The sequence below is a fragment of the Sphingomonas quercus genome (assembly GCF_018863195.1).
GTDB classification, from domain to species: Bacteria; Pseudomonadota; Alphaproteobacteria; order Sphingomonadales; family Sphingomonadaceae; genus Solisphingomonas; species Solisphingomonas quercus.
Genome location: NZ_JAHKRT010000004.1, coordinates 349,079 through 367,123, shown reverse-complemented (window position 1 = coordinate 367,123; position 18,045 = coordinate 349,079). Strand labels below are relative to the sequence as shown.

The window sequence follows — 18,045 nt, the reverse complement described above, 5'->3', positions numbered from 1 at the left end:
TCGCCCAGCGCACTCCCAATCCCCCACACCATCCCCCCAACACATTGCGAATGCGCCGTCTTCCCGTTCAGCACACGACCAACTCCAAACGTCCCCGCAAACCGATACAACCGCACCTCGCCGGTGAGCATGCTCATGGCGCTGGGATGGATCGCGAGGGGCGAATAAACCCGTGGCTGGTTCGATCGAGCGGCGCATTGCCGGCGATCCCGGCGATCCCGGCGGCCGACGTTCAACATTTCTCTGTCGCAAGCACTCCCCTCCAACCCGGCCAAAAGGCGCGCCGTGCGCCTCCTCGTGCGAGGCCAGCGCCAGCTCCCAAGGCTTGATGCGGCGCCCCAATGGCGCGCTCCTCGCCGGGTCATGACGAACCTGTCGGCCACAGAAGCAATTGTGAAGCTCGGCTCCGGCGGCGCACCTTGGGAGCAGGGCGGGGTCCGGACGCCTTTATGCGGCCGCCGTGGCCGCGCAGTATTCAATCAGCGGGGATTGTATACTAGATTAGGCCTGCAGCGCGACCCGATCGGCAAATAGAACACGCTGCGACCAAGATGTTTCGCGCAGCGGACAAGCCGTGTTGACAGCTCCTGCATACAGTGTACACGCAGCACAACGAAGGTCTGGCGTTGGGGATGGCGCTCAGTCCGATCCGGTGGATTGCCTGGCGCCTCCCGGCCGATGCTGGCCGACGAAAACAAGCCGTAAATCGGCACGGCCCTTCCAAAAGGGGGCCGGTTGTAGGGGAGCCAGGAAAGGAATTCACACTCGGAATCCGAGTCCGGCCGCCATCATGATCCGCAATCGGATGCATGGACGGCGCCGGCTTGCCTCTCGCGACTCCGGCCGCCCCTAGCGGGCCGTGCCGGCCAATCCGCTTCGGGGAAGCGAAGACCGGCGTCGCGCGTGCGGCGCGCGGGGCCTCGCGCTCGCCCACGGCCCATTCAATTGTTTGCGGTATTCTAGGGGAGAGAAAATGACGAACACCAATGACGTGCGGTCGTGTGCAGCCAGTGCCCGGAAGGCGCTGCTCACCTCGACTGCTCTGTTCGCGACGCTGGGCATCTGCGCCCCGGCCTTCGCCCAGGACCAGGCCGCCCAGGGCGCCACCGTCCAGAACGCGGGCCCCGCAGCGCCCGGCGCCGGTTCGCCGGTCGCGGCCCAGCTCGCGGCGGATAGCGGCACCGGCCTCGACGAGATCGTCGTCACCGGCTCGAGCATCCGCGGCGTGGCCCCGGTCGGCTCGCAGCTGATCGGCGTGACCCGCGACGCGATCCAGGCGCAGGCACCGTCCAACACCAAGGAGCTGCTCGCCAACGTGCCGCAGCTCGGCAATTTCGGCACCAATGCCGAACAATCCACCTCCAACCGCTTCCGCACCGCCGGCTTTCAGCCGAACATCCACAATGTCGGCATCTACGCCACGCTGACCCTGTTCAACGGTCATCGCTTCGCGCCGGTCGGCGGCGAGGCGGTGTTCCCCGATCCCTCGATCATCCCGGTGATCGCGCTGCAGCGCGTCGAGGTCGTCGCGGACGGCGGCTCGGCGGTATATGGTTCGGACGCCGTCGCCGGCGTGGTCAACTTCATCTATCGCAAGAATGTCGAAGGGGTCGAGGCCACCGGCACGATCGGCTTCAACAGCAGCCGCTACAAGAAGTATGACGGCGCCGTCATCGCCGGCCACCAGTGGGGCACCGGTGGCGTGATGCTGGCCTACGAATATTCGGCCAACAAGTCGCCGCTCAATACCGATATTGATTTCCTGGCCCGCGGCGGCAACCAGCTCGGCTATGGCACGGACAAATATCCGGGTCGTGACCTGCGCGGCACCAACTGCCTGCTGCCGAACATCAACATCGCCACGCCGGGCGGCGATCCGCGCGGCACCAACTATGCCTATAACGCCGATGGTTCGGTGACGGCGGGCCAGAACAAGTGCGGCGTCCTGACGCCGGCGACGATCATCCCCGACGCGCACCGCCACTCCGTCCTGCTCACCGCGCATCAGGAGCTGGGCGAGCATGTCGACCTGTGGACCGAGGTCAACTATTCCAACTATCAGACGACGACGTTCGGCGGCCAGTCCAACCTGACGCTGCGCATCCCGACCAACAATCCCTATTTCGCGCGCGGGCTGCCGCCGGGCCTCAGCCCGTCCGATGTCGCCAACGGCTTCTACATCGTCCGCCGCAGCGGCCTCGGCCTGTTCAATTCGCGTGATCCCTCGTCGATCCAGTCGTCCAAGGTGTGGGGCGTCACGGTCGGCGCGGACATCGATCTGGGCGGCGACTGGCGCCTGACCCCGATGGTCCACGCCTCCAAGACCAACGATTATAACAGCGACCCCGAGATCGACCCGGTGACGATGGAGGCCGCGGCCAATCTCTCCACGGCCAACGCGCTCAATCCGTTCGGTCAGGCGGCGCAGAACGACCCGGCGATCCTGAAGAGCATCGACGACAATTATCGTCGTGACAACACCACCAGCCAGCGCCTCCGCGAGATCCAGATCAAGGCCGACGGCCCGCTGTTCACGATCCCGGGCGGCGAGGTCCGCGCCGCGCTTGGTGCCGACATGCGCGACGAGCAGGCGGTGCAGCTGCAGACCTCCGGCACGCCGACGCGCGCCGCCGACATGTTCGTGGTCCGCGACGACAACATCACGCGCACCGTGTTCGCCGGCTTCGGCGAGTTGAACGTGCCGTTCATCAGCAGCCAGAACGCCCTGTCCTGGATGCAGCGTGTCACGCTCTCGCTGGCCGGCCGCGTCGATTATTACGAGCAATATGGCGCCAAGTTTAACCCGAAGATCGGCCTCGTGCTCGAGCCGATCCAGGGTTATTCGATCCACGGCAGCTACGGCACTTCCTTCGTCGCCCCGAACATGGGCCTGCTCGGCCACAAGTTCGGCTATGTCGGCTCGATCAACTCGACGGGTGCCTATACCTACACCTTCCCGGCCGGCGGGCCGCGTGCTGGCGAGACGATCAAGATCGGCAACCAGGCGGGCAGCGTCGCGCCGGTCTACAACATCTACAATTCGGGTGGCGGCAATCCGGACCTTCAGCCTGAGAAGGCCAATACCTGGTCGATCGGCGTCGATCTCGCCCCGCCGCAGGTCCGCGGCCTGCGCCTGAGCGTCAGCTATTACAACGTCGACTATAAGAACACGATCTACAAGGCGACGATGCAGGACGTCATGACGAACCCTGCGTTCGCCCCCTATGTCTACGTCAACCCGACGATCGGCTCGAACAATGCCAATCCGCTGATGAATGCGGAGATGGCCAAGGAGACGGCGGTGTCGCCGCCGGAAATGGATGTGCCGTCCTACATCGTGTGGGACATCATCTTCCGCTCCTTCGCGATCAACCTCGGCGAGCGCAAATATGCCGGCCTGGACTTTGACGGCGGCTATGACATCGAGACCGGCATCGGCCACTTCACCCTGGCCGCCAACGCCAACCTCAAGCTGACCGACAAGCAGCAGGTTCTGCCCGGCACGCCGTGGAGCGATCGTCTCGGCACCGACCAGGCGCCGCGCTGGAAGGGCCGCGCAGCGCTGAACTGGGAGCTTAACCCGGTCACCGTCAATCTGGCGATGAACTATACCGGCGGCTTCAAGTACATCACCGGCGTCACCGCCTATGGCGGCACCCAGAAGGTGAAGCCGTGGACGACCTTCGACTTGGTCGGCCGCTACTCGCTGGAGAATGTCGCCAAGGGCCTGTCGCTGCAGGCTCGCGTGGTCAATCTGTTCAACAAGAATCCGCCGTGGGTGGATGTCGCCAATGGCTATCTGCCGGCGCTGGCCTCGCCGTTCGGCCGCCAGTTCGAGGTGACGCTGCGCGCCGCTTTCTGACCTGTCTACATGCTTGAGAGGCGCCGGGGGCAATCCCGGCGCCTTTTTTTTGCGCCCAGATCGGGAACCCTGCACCCGCGGTAGCGTTAACAACGGCGCCAAATCGCGATTCCGTCGGGCTCCTGAAGGATGGGGCGTTCGGCGACGATGCGGCATGCCTCCGTTTCCGATTGCACCACGCGCCAATTCGGATCGAAATCACGATGGAAGGAAACTTCCATTCGGGCCCTCCGCCGAACAGAAGTTGACAGCACTTGCATACAGTGTACACACCCTCGACCAAGGTCTGGGGTAAGACCGGGCGTCCGTCAGAGCGCTGATGAACCGACCGCCTGCCCCGGCTGGGAAGAAATCGAGCCCTGGAAGAGGGCCGCATCCAGGAGAGGCAGGAAAGGAATTCACACCCGAAATCCGTCTTCCGGCCACCTCTGATCGTCGATCGGAGGCCCATATGGGCCGGCATGATCCCCGCGCGCCCGGCTGCCTTCAGGACCAACCGGCGATCCGCTTCGTCAGCATGAAACGCCGCCGCGTCCCCCGCGGTGCGCGGGGGAAGTCGCTCGGCCTACGCAGATCCACGTTCCGGACAACAGGGGAGAGACCATGATCGACTGCATTTCCGCGCGTGTCTACGAAGCCGGTGCCAGAAGGGCGCTTTTCGCCACCACCGCGCTCGCGCTCAGCCTGGGGCTGGCCGCGCCGGCCTTCGCCCAGGATCAGGCGCCGGCCCCCGCCAATGCCGAACCGACGTCGCCACCGGCCTCCGCGCCGCTGTCCGCCGCTCCGGCGCAGGACGAGATCGTCGTCACCGGCTCCAGCATCCGCGGCGTCGCCCCGGTCGGCTCGGCGCTGATCGGCGTAACCCGCGATACCATTCAGGCGACGGCGCCGGCCAATACCAAGGAACTGCTGTCCAACGTGCCGCAGCTCGGCAATTTCGGCGCGAACGCCGAACAGTCCACGCCGAACCGCTACCGCACCCCGGGTTTCCAGCCGAACATCCACAACCTCGGCATGTATGCCACGCTGACGCTCGCGAACGGCCACCGTATCGCTCCGGTCGGCACCGAGGCGGTGCTGCCCGATCCCTCGATCATCCCGGTCATCGCCGTGCAGCGCGTCGAGATCATCGCCGACGGCGCCTCCTCGGTCTATGGGTCGGACGCCGTCGCCGGCGTCGTGAACTTCATCTACCGCAAGAATGTCGAGGGCATCGAAGCCTCCGGCACCTTCGGCTGGAACGACACCCGCTACCGCAAATATGACGCATCGATCCTCGCCGGCCACAGCTGGGGCACCGGCAGCATCATGGCCGCCTACGAATATTCGCAGAACAAGTCGCCGCTGACCCGGGATATCGACTTCCTCGCGCTCGGCGGGGACCAGCGCTCGCGCGGCGGGCGTGACCTGCGCCCGACAACCTGCCTGCTGCCGAACGTCACCGCCAGCGGCACCGTCTATGCCTATCAGGCAAACGGGACCTTCCGGCCAGGCCGCAACCAGTGCGGCCTGCTCGACGAGAAGCAGACGATCATCCCCGACGCGCATCGCCATGCCGTGCTGGTCACCGCCCGCCAGGAGGCCGGGGACAAGGTCGAGCTGTGGACCGAGCTGAATTATTCCAACTACAAGACCTTCCGCTGGGGAGGCCGGCCGTCGCTGACCCTCAACGTGCCGAGCACCAACCCCTATTTCCGCCTGCCGGACGGCGTCACCGCCGACCGCATCACCGTGGTGCGCAGCGGCCTCGGGCTGTTCCCGTCCGGCGCGCAGCCGCAAAGCTCCAAATTCTGGGGCGTGACGGCGGGCGCCGACATCCATCTCGGCGGCAACTGGGTGGCCAACATCATGGGCCACGTCTCCAAGACCAACGACTGGAACCAGGAGGCCCCGGAACTCGACCAGCTCGCCGCGACGCGGCTCGCGGCGGGGACGACGCTGTCCACCGCGCTCAATCCCTTCGGCCAGGCGGCGGACAATGATCCCGCCGTGCTCGCCCAGATCAACAACGACTATGCGCAGATCAACGTCGCCAGCCAGCGGCTGCGCGAATTGCAGGCCAAGGCCGATGGCCCGCTCTTCGCCATTCCGGGTGGCGATGTCCGCATGGCGATCGGCGCCGATTTCCGGGTGGAGCAGCTGGTCCAGCGGCAGACCGCCGGCGCCCCCGGGGTCGACCTGCTGACGGTGCGCGACGACAATATCAGCCGCACCGTGACCTCCGCCTTCGCCGAATTCAACGTGCCGCTGTTCAGCGAGCTGAACGCGCGCCCCTTCTTCCAGGCGCTGACCCTCTCCATCTCGGGCCGGCTCGACTATTACGACAAATACGGCACCATCTTTAATCCGAAATATGGCGCCAACTGGTCGCCGGTGCGCGGCGTCACCGTGCATGGCTCCTACAGCACCTCGTTTGCGGCGCCGAACATGGGCATGATCACCAGCACCTTCACGGTGCCGCGCCCGAACAGCGCCATCAACCTCACCGACGTCACCACCGGCGAGTTCCTCGGCACCATCAACCAGCTCAATCCGGGCGGCGGCAATCCCAACCTCCAGCCGGAGAAGGCGACGAGCTGGTCGATGGGCGTCGATTTCGTACCGCAGTTCGTGCCGGGCCTGCGCTTGTCGGCGACCTATTACGAGGTCGAATATCGCAACACCGTCTACCAGCCGACGACCGCGGACGTGCTGACCAACCCGCAATTCGCGATGTTCCGCATCCTCCATCCGACGCAGGCGCAGATCGACGACATGTTGCGGATGATGCCGCCGCAGGGGCCGATCACCACCGGCTTCGATGCGCTGATCTACTACAACGCCCAGAATCTCGGGGTGAAGCAGGTGGCGGGCGTCGATATCGACGGCTCGTACCGCATCGACACGGCGTCGTTGGGCTCGTTCAACCTCGGCATCATCGCCAACCGCCAGACCCGCTACAAGCAGCAGACCGGGCCCGGAGCGGCCTTCGTATCGCGGCTCGGCACCAATGACGCGCCCAAGTGGAAGACCCGCTTCCAGGCCGGCTGGAGCCTCGACCCGGTGGTCGTCAATCTCTTCGCCAACTATGTCGGCAGCTATCGCTACACCGCGGTCAATCCGGCGCAGAAGGTCGATTCCTGGCTGACCTTCGATCTCACCGCGGCGCTCGACCTGTCGAAGATGATCCATGACGGCGTGTCGCTGCAGGCGCGCGTGGTCAACCTGTTCGACAAGGACCCGCCCTTTGTCGACAACGCCAACGGCTATCTCCCGGCGCTGGCCTCTCCCTTCGGCCGTCAGTTCGAAGTGACGCTGCGCGCCAAATTCTGATCGGACGCGGGTGTGGAAACGGGCGCCGGGAGTGATCCCGGCGCCCGTTTTCCATATTCGAGGAAGAGCGGGGAGCGGCGAACCGCCCCCCCTGCCGCCGGCCTAGAATGCCGCCCTGACCGTCACCTCGAACATGCGGCCATAAGCGTTGGAGTTGGAGCTGGAATAGCCGGCACCGGAGTCGACCCATGGCGGGTCCTTGTCGAACAGGTTGACGACGCGACCCTGGATCGAGAATCCCTTGATCAGCTGATCGAGCGAATAGCGGACGCCAAGATCGAAGGTCGTCCACGCCTTGACCTTCTGGACTGTCGTCCCGTCAGAATAGCGGACCCCGGTAGCGAGCTTGTAGCTGCCGACATAGTTCATCGCGAGATTGACGTTCGCCGGCCCATAGGCCCAGTTCAGCGAGCCGCGGCCCTTCCATTTCACCGCCTGGTCGGAACCGAGGCGAGACACATAGGGGTCGGTCGGCAGTACCTTCTGCGTATCGACCAGCTTCAGATTGGCATTGCCGGCCACGGAGAACCGCCCGAAGTTCGTCTCGAAGTCATAAGCGCCATCGAAATCGAGGCCCTCGAACTTACGCGAGCCGATGTTGACCGCATAGGAACGGAAGATGACGTCCCACACCGTGTAGGTCGCAAGATCCATTTCCGGGGGAGATTCGGCATATTCGGCGGCCACCGCTGCATCCATATAGGCGTTGGACACGCCCTGGCCGATGGTCGGGCTCACGGTCAGCAGATATTCGAAACCGGGCTTGTAGAACACATCGTTCATCGTCGCCTTGTAGATCGTATTTTGGTAGAGAACATTGTAGTAGCCGACGCTGAGACGCAGGCCCGGCACCTGCGGCGGCGCGATGTCGAGCCCGAGCGACCAGGTCGTCGCCTTTTCCGGCTTGAGATCCGGGTTGCCGCCGCCGGAGTTGTAGACATTGTAGGTCGCCGCTTCGGTGCCGGCCGTGTTGCCGATGCTGATCGTCTCCCCGGCCCGCGGGCTGTCAGCCGGGAAGGTATATGTATAGAAACCCGAGGAATTCTGCGAGCCGACGAAGCCGAACTTGTGAGTGATCATGCCGACGTTGGGCGCGACAAACGACTTGCCGTAGCTGGCATGGAGCGAAAAGCCGGCGATCGGCTCGACCACGATACCCAGCTTCGGGTTGAAGCGGGTGCCGTAGGCCGCGTAATAATCGGCACGGCCGGCCAGCGACAGAGTGAGGCGCTGCATCCAGGGCAGCGCGTTCTGGCTGCTGATGAACGGCACGTTCAGCTCGGCGAAGCCCGCGAACACGTCACGCGAGATATTATCGTCGCGCACGATAAACATGTCCGCAGCGCGCGCCGGGGTGCCGGAGGTCTGGAGCTGCACCGCTTGCTCGTTCCGCAGGTCGACGCCAACGGCGATCCGCGCCTCGCCGCCGCCCACCGAGAAGAGCGGACCATCACCCTTCACCTGCACCTCGCGCAGCCGCTGGCTGGACGTGTTGTCGCGGCGATAATTATTGTCGATGCTGCCCAGCGTCGCGGCGCTGTTTCCGGCGGCGTTGACAAAGGGGTTCAGCGCGGTGGCCGGATTGCTGTCCTCCATGGCGCGCTGCAACATCAGGGATCGAGTTCGGGATCGCTGTTGTAATCGTTGGTCCTGGAGATGTGGACGGTGGGCGTGATCTGCCATTCGCCGCCGACATCGATATCGAGGCCGGCCGTGACCGCCAGCATCTTGGCATATTGGATGGATGATGGATCGCGCGGCGCCCACAGGCCCAGGCCGCTGCGGCGGATCATGTAATATTTACGGCCCTCGGTATCCGTACTGATCACGTCGTCGGGGGTCATCCCCGCCGGCAGGCCGAGGCCGAAATAGGGATTGCTGTCGACCATGCGCACCGCGATATTCGACGTGCCGCCGAAGCTGCTGGTGTTATATTTCGACCAGTTGACCTCGGTCCAAAGGTTGACGCGCTCGCCGAGCTGCTGATTGGCGGTGAGCAATACAGCGTGGCGACGGCTGTCGCCGATCACCGGGCTGGTCACCGGCTCGCCCTCATATTCCTGGATGCCGCAGCGATTGGTGCCCGCCGTTACAGTGCCGTCGGCATTATACGCATAGCCGGTGCCGCGCAGATCGGTGACGCCGTTGGAAACATTGCGGGTGGACACGATGTTGAGGTTCGGCAACTGGCAGTTGGTGCCGCGCTGGTCGCGGCCCGGATAAAGCTCGGTGCCGAAGCCACGCTGGTCCCCGCCGCGCGCTGAAAGCTCGATCTCGGTGTTCAACGGGTGCTTGTTCTTCGAGAATTCATAGGCGAGCATCACGCCGCCCGTCGCCCAGCGATGGCCGCCGAGGATTGCGGCATTCGCCTTCAGATAGCGCGAGTCGTTAAAGCCGTAGGTGGCCTGAGCCTCGATGCCCTCGACATTCTTGCGATAGATGAAGTTGACGACGCCGGCGACCGCGTCCGAGCCGTAAATTGCCGAGCCGCCGTCGGCGACGATCTCGACGCGCTGCAGGGCGATCGTCGGCACGATCGAGGGATCGGGGAACACGGCTTCGCCGCCGGTCGGAGCGATGCGGTGGCCGTTGATCAGGGTCAGCGTGGCATAGATGCCGACATTGTGGATGTTCGGATAAAAGCCGGCGGTGCGGAAGCGGTTCGACGTCGATTGCTCGGCATTGGTGCCGAAATTGCCGAGCTGCGGCACCGTGGCCATCAGGTCCTTGGTGTTGGCCGGCGCGTTGTTCTGGATGGTGTCGCGGGTCACACCGATCATCTGCGAGCCGACCGGCGCGACCCCGCGGATGCTGGAGCCGGTGACGACGATCTCGTCCTGCGGCACGGAGGCATCCGCGCTGTCCTGGGCGAAGCCGGGGGTGGAGATACCCATGGTCGCGAAAAGCGCCGTGGAGGCGAGCAGCGTCTTCCTCGCTCTGTCCTCGAAAGATTCGGAACGGATCTTGGTCATTTAAATCCTCCCCTGTGTCGTGATTGGTCTGCACGGCCACGCGCGAGCCCCCGCGCGCCGCGCAGCGACGTCGTTCACCTTGTTGTTGATGGCCTGGTGCGCCGGGCCTTCGCGCGTGGTTGGCCCATGGCGCACACGGCGCGGCTAGGCGGGCGCCGGATTCCGGATTTGCATTGCCCTCTCCTCCGTTGCTCCGAGCACTGTGCCGATTGGCGGCTCGTTATTTTTTACGCGGACAAGGGGACGGGTCGGCAGGCGGACCGACGGATCGCCCGTACGCGCCTTCCACGTCCAACACCGTCCCGACCTGTAGATTGTATTCAGATCATGTCAATATATGATGAAAGACATGACACGCTTCAATGCATGAGTCGGGTCCCCGGGGGGCGCCACGCAAACGGGTATAAAAAACGGGCGCCGGGAGTGATCCCGGCGCCCGCTTGATCCCGCCGCGGCGGTCCGGCTCAATTGGCCTTGGGATAGGTCTTCGAAAAATTGTTGCGCGGGTTGGTGACGGTGATCGCTCCGCTCTTGTCGACGGCGATGTGGAGCGGATGAAAGGCGTCCGGTCCGTCGGCAAGGTTGGCGATCTGGTCGGCCGGCGCGTTCTTGTCGGGTGAGCGGGTGGCGTAGTGGAGCTGCCACATGCCCTTGATGCGCGGCGAGGCCATCGCCCGTTCCAGGCTGATGCCGGCGCCGCCCTTGGTGGCACCGTTGCCGAATATGATCACGCTCGGCTTCACCGTGTTGGTGAGCTGGGGGCTGCCGCTGTTGTCGGTGCCGTGATTGTCCGCGAACATCAGGTCGACAGGGCCGATCAGGTCGATCGGGCAGACAAGCTTGTTCTCGATCTCCCAGGCGGTGTCGGCGAGCGAGAGGATGCGCGCCTTGCCCCAGGTGGCGACGATGCCGAGCGAGCGCGGGTTCTCCTCCTCGACGAAGCGGGTGTCGACGGTCTGCGCGGCGCAGTTCCAGCCGGGCTTGCCGCCGCCCGGCAACGGCTTCGACAGGATCTCGCGGTCGCTGTCGACCGCGGTGATGACGAGATCGTCGATGCGCAGCGTATCGCCCGGCTTCATCACGCGATGCGGCTTGCCCGCGATCGCCGCCAGATATTTCGGGTAGATGGTCGCCGGCGCGTAGCTCAGCTGGCGCTCGTTGAGATCGGGCGAGGCCCCCTCGCGATTGGGGCCGTGATCGATGATGTTGTCGACCGGGAACATGCCGATCAGGTCCGGCACGCCGCCGACATGATCGACGTGGTAATGGGTGACGAGAAGATAATCGATGCGGCTGAGCCCGGCCTCCTTGGCCGCCTTGACGATGCGCTCGGCGCTGCTCGGCGGCGGCGGTGATCCCGGCGTCGCGCGGCCACCCATGCCGGAGGGCCAGCCCGCGTCGATGAGCAGCGAATGGCCCTGCGGCGTCACATAGAGCACGGCGGTGCCGCCGTCGACGTCCACGGGGATGATGCGCAGCGGCGCTCCGGCGGGGGCGGCGGCCGGCGCCGTCGTGCTGGCCAGCATTGCAACGAGGCCCGCCGTTGCGCTCAATAGTCTCCGCATCCTCATGTCTTTGCTTCCTATTTTACCGGGTCCAGCCGGATGACCATGCCCGGTGTCGAGGCGGAGAGCGATATGCCCGTGCCGCCACCCGTTGGGTTCTGCAACAGGATGTAGAGCAGCCCGTCCGGCCCGGTATAGACCGCGCGGGTCCGTCCGAACTGGGCAAAGACCACCTCCTGATGCGTCACCTGCCTGCCGTTGATCTCGAGCCGACGGAGCTGCTGGCCGGCGAGGCCCGCGACGAACAGATTGTTCTTCCAGCCCGGATAATGATTGCCGGCATAGAAGCCGATGCCGCTCGGCGCGATCGTCGGTGTGTAATAGACGATCGGCTGTTCCATGCCGGGCGCCTCGCGCTTGGTGATGCCGGGCTGGATTCCCATGGAAATGGCGCCCCAGCCGTAATTCCTGCCCTTCTCGATGATGTTGATCTCATCGCCGCCGGTCGGTCCGTGCTCGCTTTCCCACAGCAGGCCGGTCGCCGGGTCCCAGGCGAGGCCCTCCGGGTTGCGGTGGCCGTAGCTCCAGATCGATTTCACGGCGCCGGGCGTGTTGACGAAGGGGTTGTCCGCCGGAATCGAGCCGTCGTCATTGACGCGGTGAATCTTGCCGAGCGGCGTATCCAGCCGCTGGGCGTTGGTCATGTCGCCGCGCTCGCCGATCGAGAAGAACACATGGCCCTTCCCGTCGAACAGGAAGCGCGACCCGTAATGCTCGCCGCGCACCGTGTAGAGATCGGCGGGCGCGCGGAAGATCACCTGATTGTCGACCCACTCGTTGCGGGCGTTGATGCGCCCGCGCACCATCACCGTCATCGTCGGCGGGAAGATCGGCCGGCCGTTCGGCCCGACCGCCGGCGTCGCCGGCTTGACGAAGCCGGGCTTAAGCTCGGTGTAGGACAGATAGACCCAGCCATTCCGGGCATAATCGGGATGAATCGCGACATCGAGCATGCCGCCGTCCTGATTGGCCTCGACCAGCGGCGTGCCCTTCACCGCATCGGGCAGCAGCTTGCCGGCCTTGTCGATGATGCGCAGCCGCCCCGGTCGCTCGGTCACCAGCTTGCGGCCGTCGGGAAGGAACGCCATCGCCCACGGCGTTTCGATGCCGCTGGTCACGACATGGGTGCGGAAGGTCTGCTTCTCGGTCCTGACGAGCTGGTTGTCGGGATTGGGGACGAAGACCGGCTTGCCCTTCAGATCCTCGGCATGGGTGCGCAGATAGGCGATGATCTGCCAGATCTGCGTATCGTCGTAACTGTCCTTGAACGCCGGCATCTCGGCGCCCTGGATGCCGTTGGCGATGGTGTCGTGGAGCTGCTGGTCGGTACGCTGCGAGAGAAGGCGGAGGTCGAACAGGCTCGGCCCCCGGCCGCCGCCGGCGAGATCCTTGCCATGGCAGCCCGCGCAGACATTGTCATAGGTCTCGGCGGCGAAGCGGTTGGGATTGAAGCCGCCGGGCCGCGGCGCCGCGGCCGGCTGTGTGCCCTGCGATCCGGCGATACCCGGGGCGAGGACCGCCAGCGCCAGGGCGGCGGTGGCGGACAGGGTCGAAAGGGCGAGCCGGTTCATCGCGTACGTTCCATCAACTGGGGGTCAATGGCGGACAATATCGCCTCCGCCCGGCGGAGCCCGGCCGGCTATTTCGCCTCGGCCAGGCCCTTCATGACGTCGAGCAGGCCGGCGAAGCGCTTGGTCAGCCGCTCATGCTCCGAAGCGCGCACCGCGTCGGAGGGCATTGCCGCCTGATCGTAGAACAGGGTGTAGGACAGCCGGGTGCGGCCGGGGCCGTCCGGCTCGGCGGCGAGCGTGCCGTGATAGCCCGCGCCCGCCAGATTCCCCTGCGTCTGCCAATAGGTGTAGGAATGGGCGGTCCGCGCCACCATCGCCTCCCATGTGGCGCCGTTCATCAGGCGCCGCACCGTGCCGACGTCGCCGTTGCCCGAGGCGTAGTCGCACGACACCTTCATCCATTCGGAAATGGCGCAATAGTCGCCGATGCGCTTCCACGTCGCATCGGCGGATTTCTGCACCACCACTTCGTTGCGGATCATCACATAGTCGGCGGCGTGGGCGCTGCCCGCCGCCATGGCCGAAAGGCCGATGGCGGCGCACAGGCGGAGGCGACGGGGACGCGGCACGGCTGCTCCTCCCTGTCCGGTCAGTTCGCGCGCGGCGCGCGCGCCGGGGCGGGCGGCTGCTTGTAATCGACCAGCTCGTCAACCGGATGCTTCGCCGCCCAGGAGATGCCACGCAGCAGCATGTCGCGGACCTGCGGGTTGGAGAAGCTGGCATAGGTATGGCCCTGCATGAACACGAAGGCGCGGGCCGGCTGGCCGCCCGCGACGGTGTGCTCATAAGTCCAGATCTGCGGCACGGTCTGGCCGACGCCGCCGCCCTGGCGCGCGGCGGGGGTATCGTCGATCACGGTGGTGGCGAGGACGTGAATCTTGGGGTTCTCGGCCCAGGTCATCTTGTAGAAGGCTTCCTCGGGGTTGAGGACGAGATTGTCGACGCCCTTCATGATCGGCGAGGCCTTGTCGACGACCGTGTAGGGGACGTTGGAATCAAGGGTGTAATTGACCTCGCCATGCTTCTTGCCGGCGCCGACCCAGCCCGCCATCTCGACCGGATCCGGACCGCACATCGCGTCGTGCAGGATGACGATGCCGCCGCCGCGCTTCACGTAGGCGTTGAGTGCCGCCCTCTCTTCGGGCGTCAGGAAGCCCATGTCGCCCTTGTAGACGATCATCACGTCGGTCTTGGCCAGTTCGTCGGCCAGCGGCTGGTGGAGGGAGCCGTCGACGACCGCGCCGTGCTGGGTGAGCAGCTTGCTCCAGTCGGCGAGGAATTGCGGATAATCATGCTGGCCGGCATTGTGGGTCTTCAGGCCGGCGCGCAGATAGATGTGCATGCCGTTCAGGTTCTGGCCCGGAATGCGCGGCTTCTGCGTGCCCGTCGGCACGCCATTGGCATCGACCTGCGCCGACGACGGCGACGCGAGTGCCAGGGAAGCCGCGGCGAGCGCCACGGCCGGCATCCAATGCTTCATGCTCTTCATGATGATCTCTCTCCAATCCCACCAATGCTTGGCGCCTGTCCGGCGCATCCCCCCGCGGCCGCCCGTCACCCCGCGGGGCGGCCCCAGGCAAATTCGGTCAGCGTACCGTCCAGCCGCCGTCGATCATGATGTCGGTGCCGGTGACGAAGCCGGCGAGGTCCGAGCAGAGGTAGCAGGCGAGCGCGCCGATCTCCTCCACCTTGCCCCAGCGGCCGACCGGCAGGCTGGCCAGGAATTGCTGGTTGGCCACCGGATCGTTCATCACCGGCGCGTTCAGCTCGGTGCCGAACGGCCCCGGGCTCATCGCGTTGACGGTGATGCCCTCGGCGGCGAGCTCCAGCGCCAGCGCGCGGGTCAGGCCGAGCAGCGCCGCCTTTGACGAGGAATAGGCCGTGCGCCCGGGCAGCGAGATATGCGCCATGATCGAGGCAAGGTTGATGATCCGGCCATAGCCCGTGCCCATCATGCCCGGCACGAAGGCGCGGCAGGCGAGGAAAGTGCTGATCAGGCTGGAATCGATGACGCTGCGGAACTCCTCGAGCGTGAAATCGACGAGGTTCTTGCGGATGTTGGTGCCGGCGCTGTTGATGAGGATCTGCGGCGCGCGGAAGCGGGCGTTCACCGCCTCCTTCAGCTTCGCCACATCCTCCTCGCTGGTAAGGTCGGCGGTGAAGATGTCCGCGGTGCCGCCCTTGGCGGTGAGCGCTGTCGCCAGCGTCTCCAGCTTCTGGGCATTGCGCGCTACCAGCGCGATTTCGGCGCCCGCCTCGGACAGGGTGTGGGCCATCGCCTCGCCGAGGCCGCCGCTGGCGCCCACGATCACTGCCGTCTTGCCCGTCAGATCAATCTTCACGCTCGATATCCCTTATATTGCGATTGCCGATACCGGGTTTTGCCCGGCCGGCGTCCATAGACCTTAGGCGGGGGTGCGGGCCGGCAGCGCCTCGCGCTCGCCGGTCGGATCGAGGAACAGCCAGCACACCGCGCCGACCGATGCCACGCCCACCATCATGTAAAGCATCAGGTTCCAGTTATTGCCGGTGCGCTGCAGGATGATGCCGCCGACCACCGGGGCGACGAAGCCCGAGAAATTGGCGAACATGTTCATCGCTGCGGCGACGGTGGCGGTGTAGCGCTTGCCGATCTCGACGCAGCTGTTCCACGAGATCGGCGTGGTGAGGTCGCCCGAGAAGCTGCCCAGCGCCAGCAGCATGATGACGATGCCGACATTGTGGACCTGGGTGACGGCGAACATCAGCGCGGCAAGCGCGATGAACGCGAACAGGGCCACGCGACGGCGCGGCACCCAGCTCGGCAGCGCGCCGCTGATCAGCGAGCCGAGACCGCCGAGGAACAGCGGCAGCACGGCGAGGCCGGCGACGGCGGCGGGGGACTGCTGATATTCCTCGGCGAGGAAGGTCGGCATCCACGTCACGAAAAAATACCAGACGTAGGACCAGCAGAAATATTGCGCGATCAGCAGGAACACCTGCGGTTGCAGCAGGATCCGCGTCCACCCGCCCTCGTGATGGCTGACGAGCGCCTGCGAGTCCTTGAGCAGCTCCAGCTCGGCGGCGTTGACCTTCGGGTGGTCGGCCGGATTCTCCTTGAAGAAGGCGAGGAAGAACACCGCCCACACCACGCCGAGCATCGCGAAGGCGACGAAGCTCCAGCGCCAGCCGAACAGGTTGATGCCGACCAGCACCAGCGGCGGCGTCACCGCGCCGCCCCAGCGCGTGAACGCCCACATCAGCGCCTGCGCGCGGATTCGTTCGCTGCGCGGCAGCCACTGGCTGAGCATGCGGGTGAGGTTCGGGAAACAGCCCGCTTCGCCCGCGCCGAACAGGAAGCGGATGATCCACATCGAGGTGAGGCTCCACGCCGCACCGGTCAGCGCCGTGAAGAAGGACCACAGCAGGACGATCTGGGTCAGCACCCGCCGCACGCCCAGCTTGTCGCCGAGCAGGCCCATCGGGATCTCGAACAGCGCGTAGGAAAGGCCGAAGGCGCCGAGCACCAGGCCCATCTGCTGCTTGTCCAGGCCGAGATCGGCCGAGATCGGGCCGGCCGCCTGCGAGATGGCGACGCGCTGGATATAGGCGAGAATGGCAAGCGTCAGCGCGAAGCCGACAACCCCGTAACGAACCCGCGTCGGCCTCATGCCGCGCCCTCGACGGCCAGCATGTGGCACATTAGGCAGTGTTTCATCCAAGGGTCTCCCCGTATACCGCCGGTTTGCCCGGCCGGGCGCGACAAAACGTCCGCCGGGGACGGCCTTTGCCACATTCGATCTGTATACTAAATATGCAATGAAGCTTGTCAATCCGCGCGGGGCGGGGCATGGGAATGGCACTGGAGACCCGGTCAGGCTGAGAGAGAAAGCCATAATCGGCCGGTGATTCGCTGTATTCAAAGGGGTAGGGATGATCGAGCGAGACATCGCGGCCGCCCAGGCCGTGGACATGGCGGGCAGCCTCTCGGGATCCGTCGCGCTCGTGACAGGTTCGGGCCGCGGACTGGGCCGTACGATCGCGGAGCGGCTGATCGCGATGGGCGCCGACGTCGCCATTCATGACATCAGCCAGGAAGCGCCCGCCCAATATGGCGAGGACGCCAATCTCGACGCGGTGGCGACGCGCCTCGCCGGCAGCGGCCCGCGCACCACGGCGGTGACCGGCGACATCAGCCAGGAAGCGGCGGTGGCGGCGATGGTCGCCAAGGTGGAAGCCGATCTCGGCCCGATCTCGATCCTGATCAACGTCGCCGGTGGCGACATCGGTGCCCACGGCACCAAGCCCAGCCCCAATGGCGCGCTCGACATCAGCCTCGAGGACGCTCTCGCCGTCATCCAGCGCAACTTCATCGGCACGATGCTGATGTGCCGCGCGGTGGCGCCGGGCATGGCCGAGCGCCAGAAGGGCTCGATCGTCAATTTCGGCTCGCTCAACGGCCATCAGGGCGTGTCGCCCGAGGTCGTCTATGGCTGCTCCAAGGCGGCGATCGTGCATTACACGCGCTGCCTGGCGCTGGAGATGCGGCCGGCGGGCGTGCGCGTCAACGTCGTCAGCCCCGGCCCGACCAAGACCGCGCGCTTCCTCGCCACGCGGCAGACCGATCCGAAGATGATGCTCGATGGCCCGTCGCTGGATCGCTATGCCAACCCCTCGGAGATCGCCGGCGTGGTCGGCTTCCTCGCCTCGCCGCAGAGCAGCTTCGTCAGCGGCCAGGTGATCCGTATCGACGGCGGCATCGGCCTTTACGCGGCCTGATCGCG

Annotated in this window: 12 protein-coding genes; 3 read left to right on the top strand and 9 right to left on the bottom strand. The window is 65.5% G+C overall.

What is annotated here, in order from left to right; all coding sequences use genetic code 11:
- Positions 1-131: molybdopterin cofactor-binding domain-containing protein (locus KOF26_RS17145; RefSeq protein ID WP_435876846.1), on the bottom strand; the 131-nt coding region annotated here is incomplete at its 3' end.
- A gap of 842 nt (positions 132-973) precedes the next feature.
- Here KOF26_RS17145 and KOF26_RS10135 point away from each other — a divergent pair.
- Complete coding sequence (locus KOF26_RS10135; RefSeq protein ID WP_216324011.1) at positions 974-3,862, top strand: TonB-dependent receptor domain-containing protein; 2,889 nt, start codon at positions 974-976, stop codon at positions 3,860-3,862.
- Between the two features lie 603 nt (positions 3,863-4,465).
- The gene (locus tag KOF26_RS10130; RefSeq protein ID WP_216324008.1) at positions 4,466-7,174 is read left to right on the top strand and encodes a TonB-dependent receptor domain-containing protein; all 2,709 of its coding nucleotides are present in this window, start codon (positions 4,466-4,468) and stop codon (positions 7,172-7,174) included.
- A gap of 102 nt (positions 7,175-7,276) precedes the next feature.
- Here the strand turns inward: KOF26_RS10130 and KOF26_RS10125 are convergent, their stop codons facing one another.
- The 8 genes from KOF26_RS10125 to KOF26_RS10090 form a co-directional block, all read right to left on the bottom strand.
- The gene (locus KOF26_RS10125; RefSeq protein WP_216324005.1) at positions 7,277-8,785 is read right to left on the bottom strand and encodes a TonB-dependent receptor domain-containing protein; all 1,509 of its coding nucleotides are present in this window, start codon (positions 8,783-8,785) and stop codon (positions 7,277-7,279) included.
- Entirely contained in the window at positions 8,785-10,146 is a 1,362-nt protein-coding gene (locus KOF26_RS10120; protein WP_216324002.1) for a TonB-dependent receptor plug domain-containing protein, read from the bottom strand. Before KOF26_RS10120 ends, KOF26_RS10125 begins: the two co-directional genes overlap by 1 nt.
- 464 nt (positions 10,147-10,610) lie before the next feature.
- Complete coding sequence (locus KOF26_RS10115) at positions 10,611-11,699, bottom strand: ComEC/Rec2 family competence protein (protein ID WP_216323999.1); 1,089 nt, start codon at positions 11,697-11,699, stop codon at positions 10,611-10,613.
- Positions 11,700-11,728: 29 nt separating this feature from the next.
- Positions 11,729-13,282, bottom strand: coding sequence for a PQQ-dependent sugar dehydrogenase (locus tag KOF26_RS10110; RefSeq protein WP_216323996.1), 1,554 nt, complete (start codon positions 13,280-13,282; stop codon positions 11,729-11,731).
- Between the two features lie 68 nt (positions 13,283-13,350).
- Positions 13,351-13,851, bottom strand: a complete 501-nt coding sequence (locus KOF26_RS10105; RefSeq protein WP_216323993.1) for an SRPBCC family protein — start codon at positions 13,849-13,851, stop codon at positions 13,351-13,353.
- Positions 13,852-13,871: 20 nt separating this feature from the next.
- Positions 13,872-14,771 (bottom strand): ThuA domain-containing protein, encoded by a 900-nt coding sequence (locus tag KOF26_RS10100; protein ID WP_216323990.1) that lies wholly within the window; start codon positions 14,769-14,771, stop codon positions 13,872-13,874.
- 97 nt (positions 14,772-14,868) lie between these two features.
- Positions 14,869-15,624, bottom strand: coding sequence for an SDR family NAD(P)-dependent oxidoreductase (locus tag KOF26_RS10095; protein WP_216323987.1), 756 nt, complete (start codon positions 15,622-15,624; stop codon positions 14,869-14,871).
- A gap of 63 nt (positions 15,625-15,687) precedes the next feature.
- The gene (locus tag KOF26_RS10090; RefSeq protein ID WP_216323984.1) at positions 15,688-16,932 is read right to left on the bottom strand and encodes an MFS transporter; all 1,245 of its coding nucleotides are present in this window, start codon (positions 16,930-16,932) and stop codon (positions 15,688-15,690) included.
- Between the two features lie 262 nt (positions 16,933-17,194).
- On the opposite strand from KOF26_RS10090, the gene KOF26_RS10085 reads away from it, so the two are divergent.
- Complete coding sequence (locus tag KOF26_RS10085) at positions 17,195-18,040, top strand: SDR family NAD(P)-dependent oxidoreductase (protein ID WP_253201303.1); 846 nt, start codon at positions 17,195-17,197, stop codon at positions 18,038-18,040.
- Positions 18,041-18,045 lie beyond the last annotated feature (5 nt).

Excerpts from the sequence above, each read along its gene's own strand:
- KOF26_RS10135 (WP_216324011.1), top strand. The coding sequence starts at position 974 with ATGACGAACACCAATGACGTGCGGTCGTGTGCAGCCAGTGCCCGGAAG.
- KOF26_RS10130 (WP_216324008.1), top strand. The coding sequence starts at position 4,466 with ATGATCGACTGCATTTCCGCGCGTGTCTACGAAGCCGGTGCCAGAAGG.
- KOF26_RS10125 (WP_216324005.1), bottom strand. The coding sequence starts at position 8,785 with ATGTTGCAGCGCGCCATGGAGGACAGCAATCCGGCCACCGCGCTGAAC.
- KOF26_RS10120 (WP_216324002.1), bottom strand. The coding sequence starts at position 10,146 with ATGACCAAGATCCGTTCCGAATCTTTCGAGGACAGAGCGAGGAAGACG.
- KOF26_RS10110 (WP_216323996.1), bottom strand. The coding sequence starts at position 13,282 with ATGAACCGGCTCGCCCTTTCGACCCTGTCCGCCACCGCCGCCCTGGCG.
- KOF26_RS10100 (WP_216323990.1), bottom strand. The coding sequence starts at position 14,771 with ATGAAGAGCATGAAGCATTGGATGCCGGCCGTGGCGCTCGCCGCGGCT.
- KOF26_RS10090 (WP_216323984.1), bottom strand. The coding sequence starts at position 16,932 with ATGAGGCCGACGCGGGTTCGTTACGGGGTTGTCGGCTTCGCGCTGACG.
- KOF26_RS10085 (WP_253201303.1), top strand. The coding sequence starts at position 17,195 with ATGATCGAGCGAGACATCGCGGCCGCCCAGGCCGTGGACATGGCGGGC.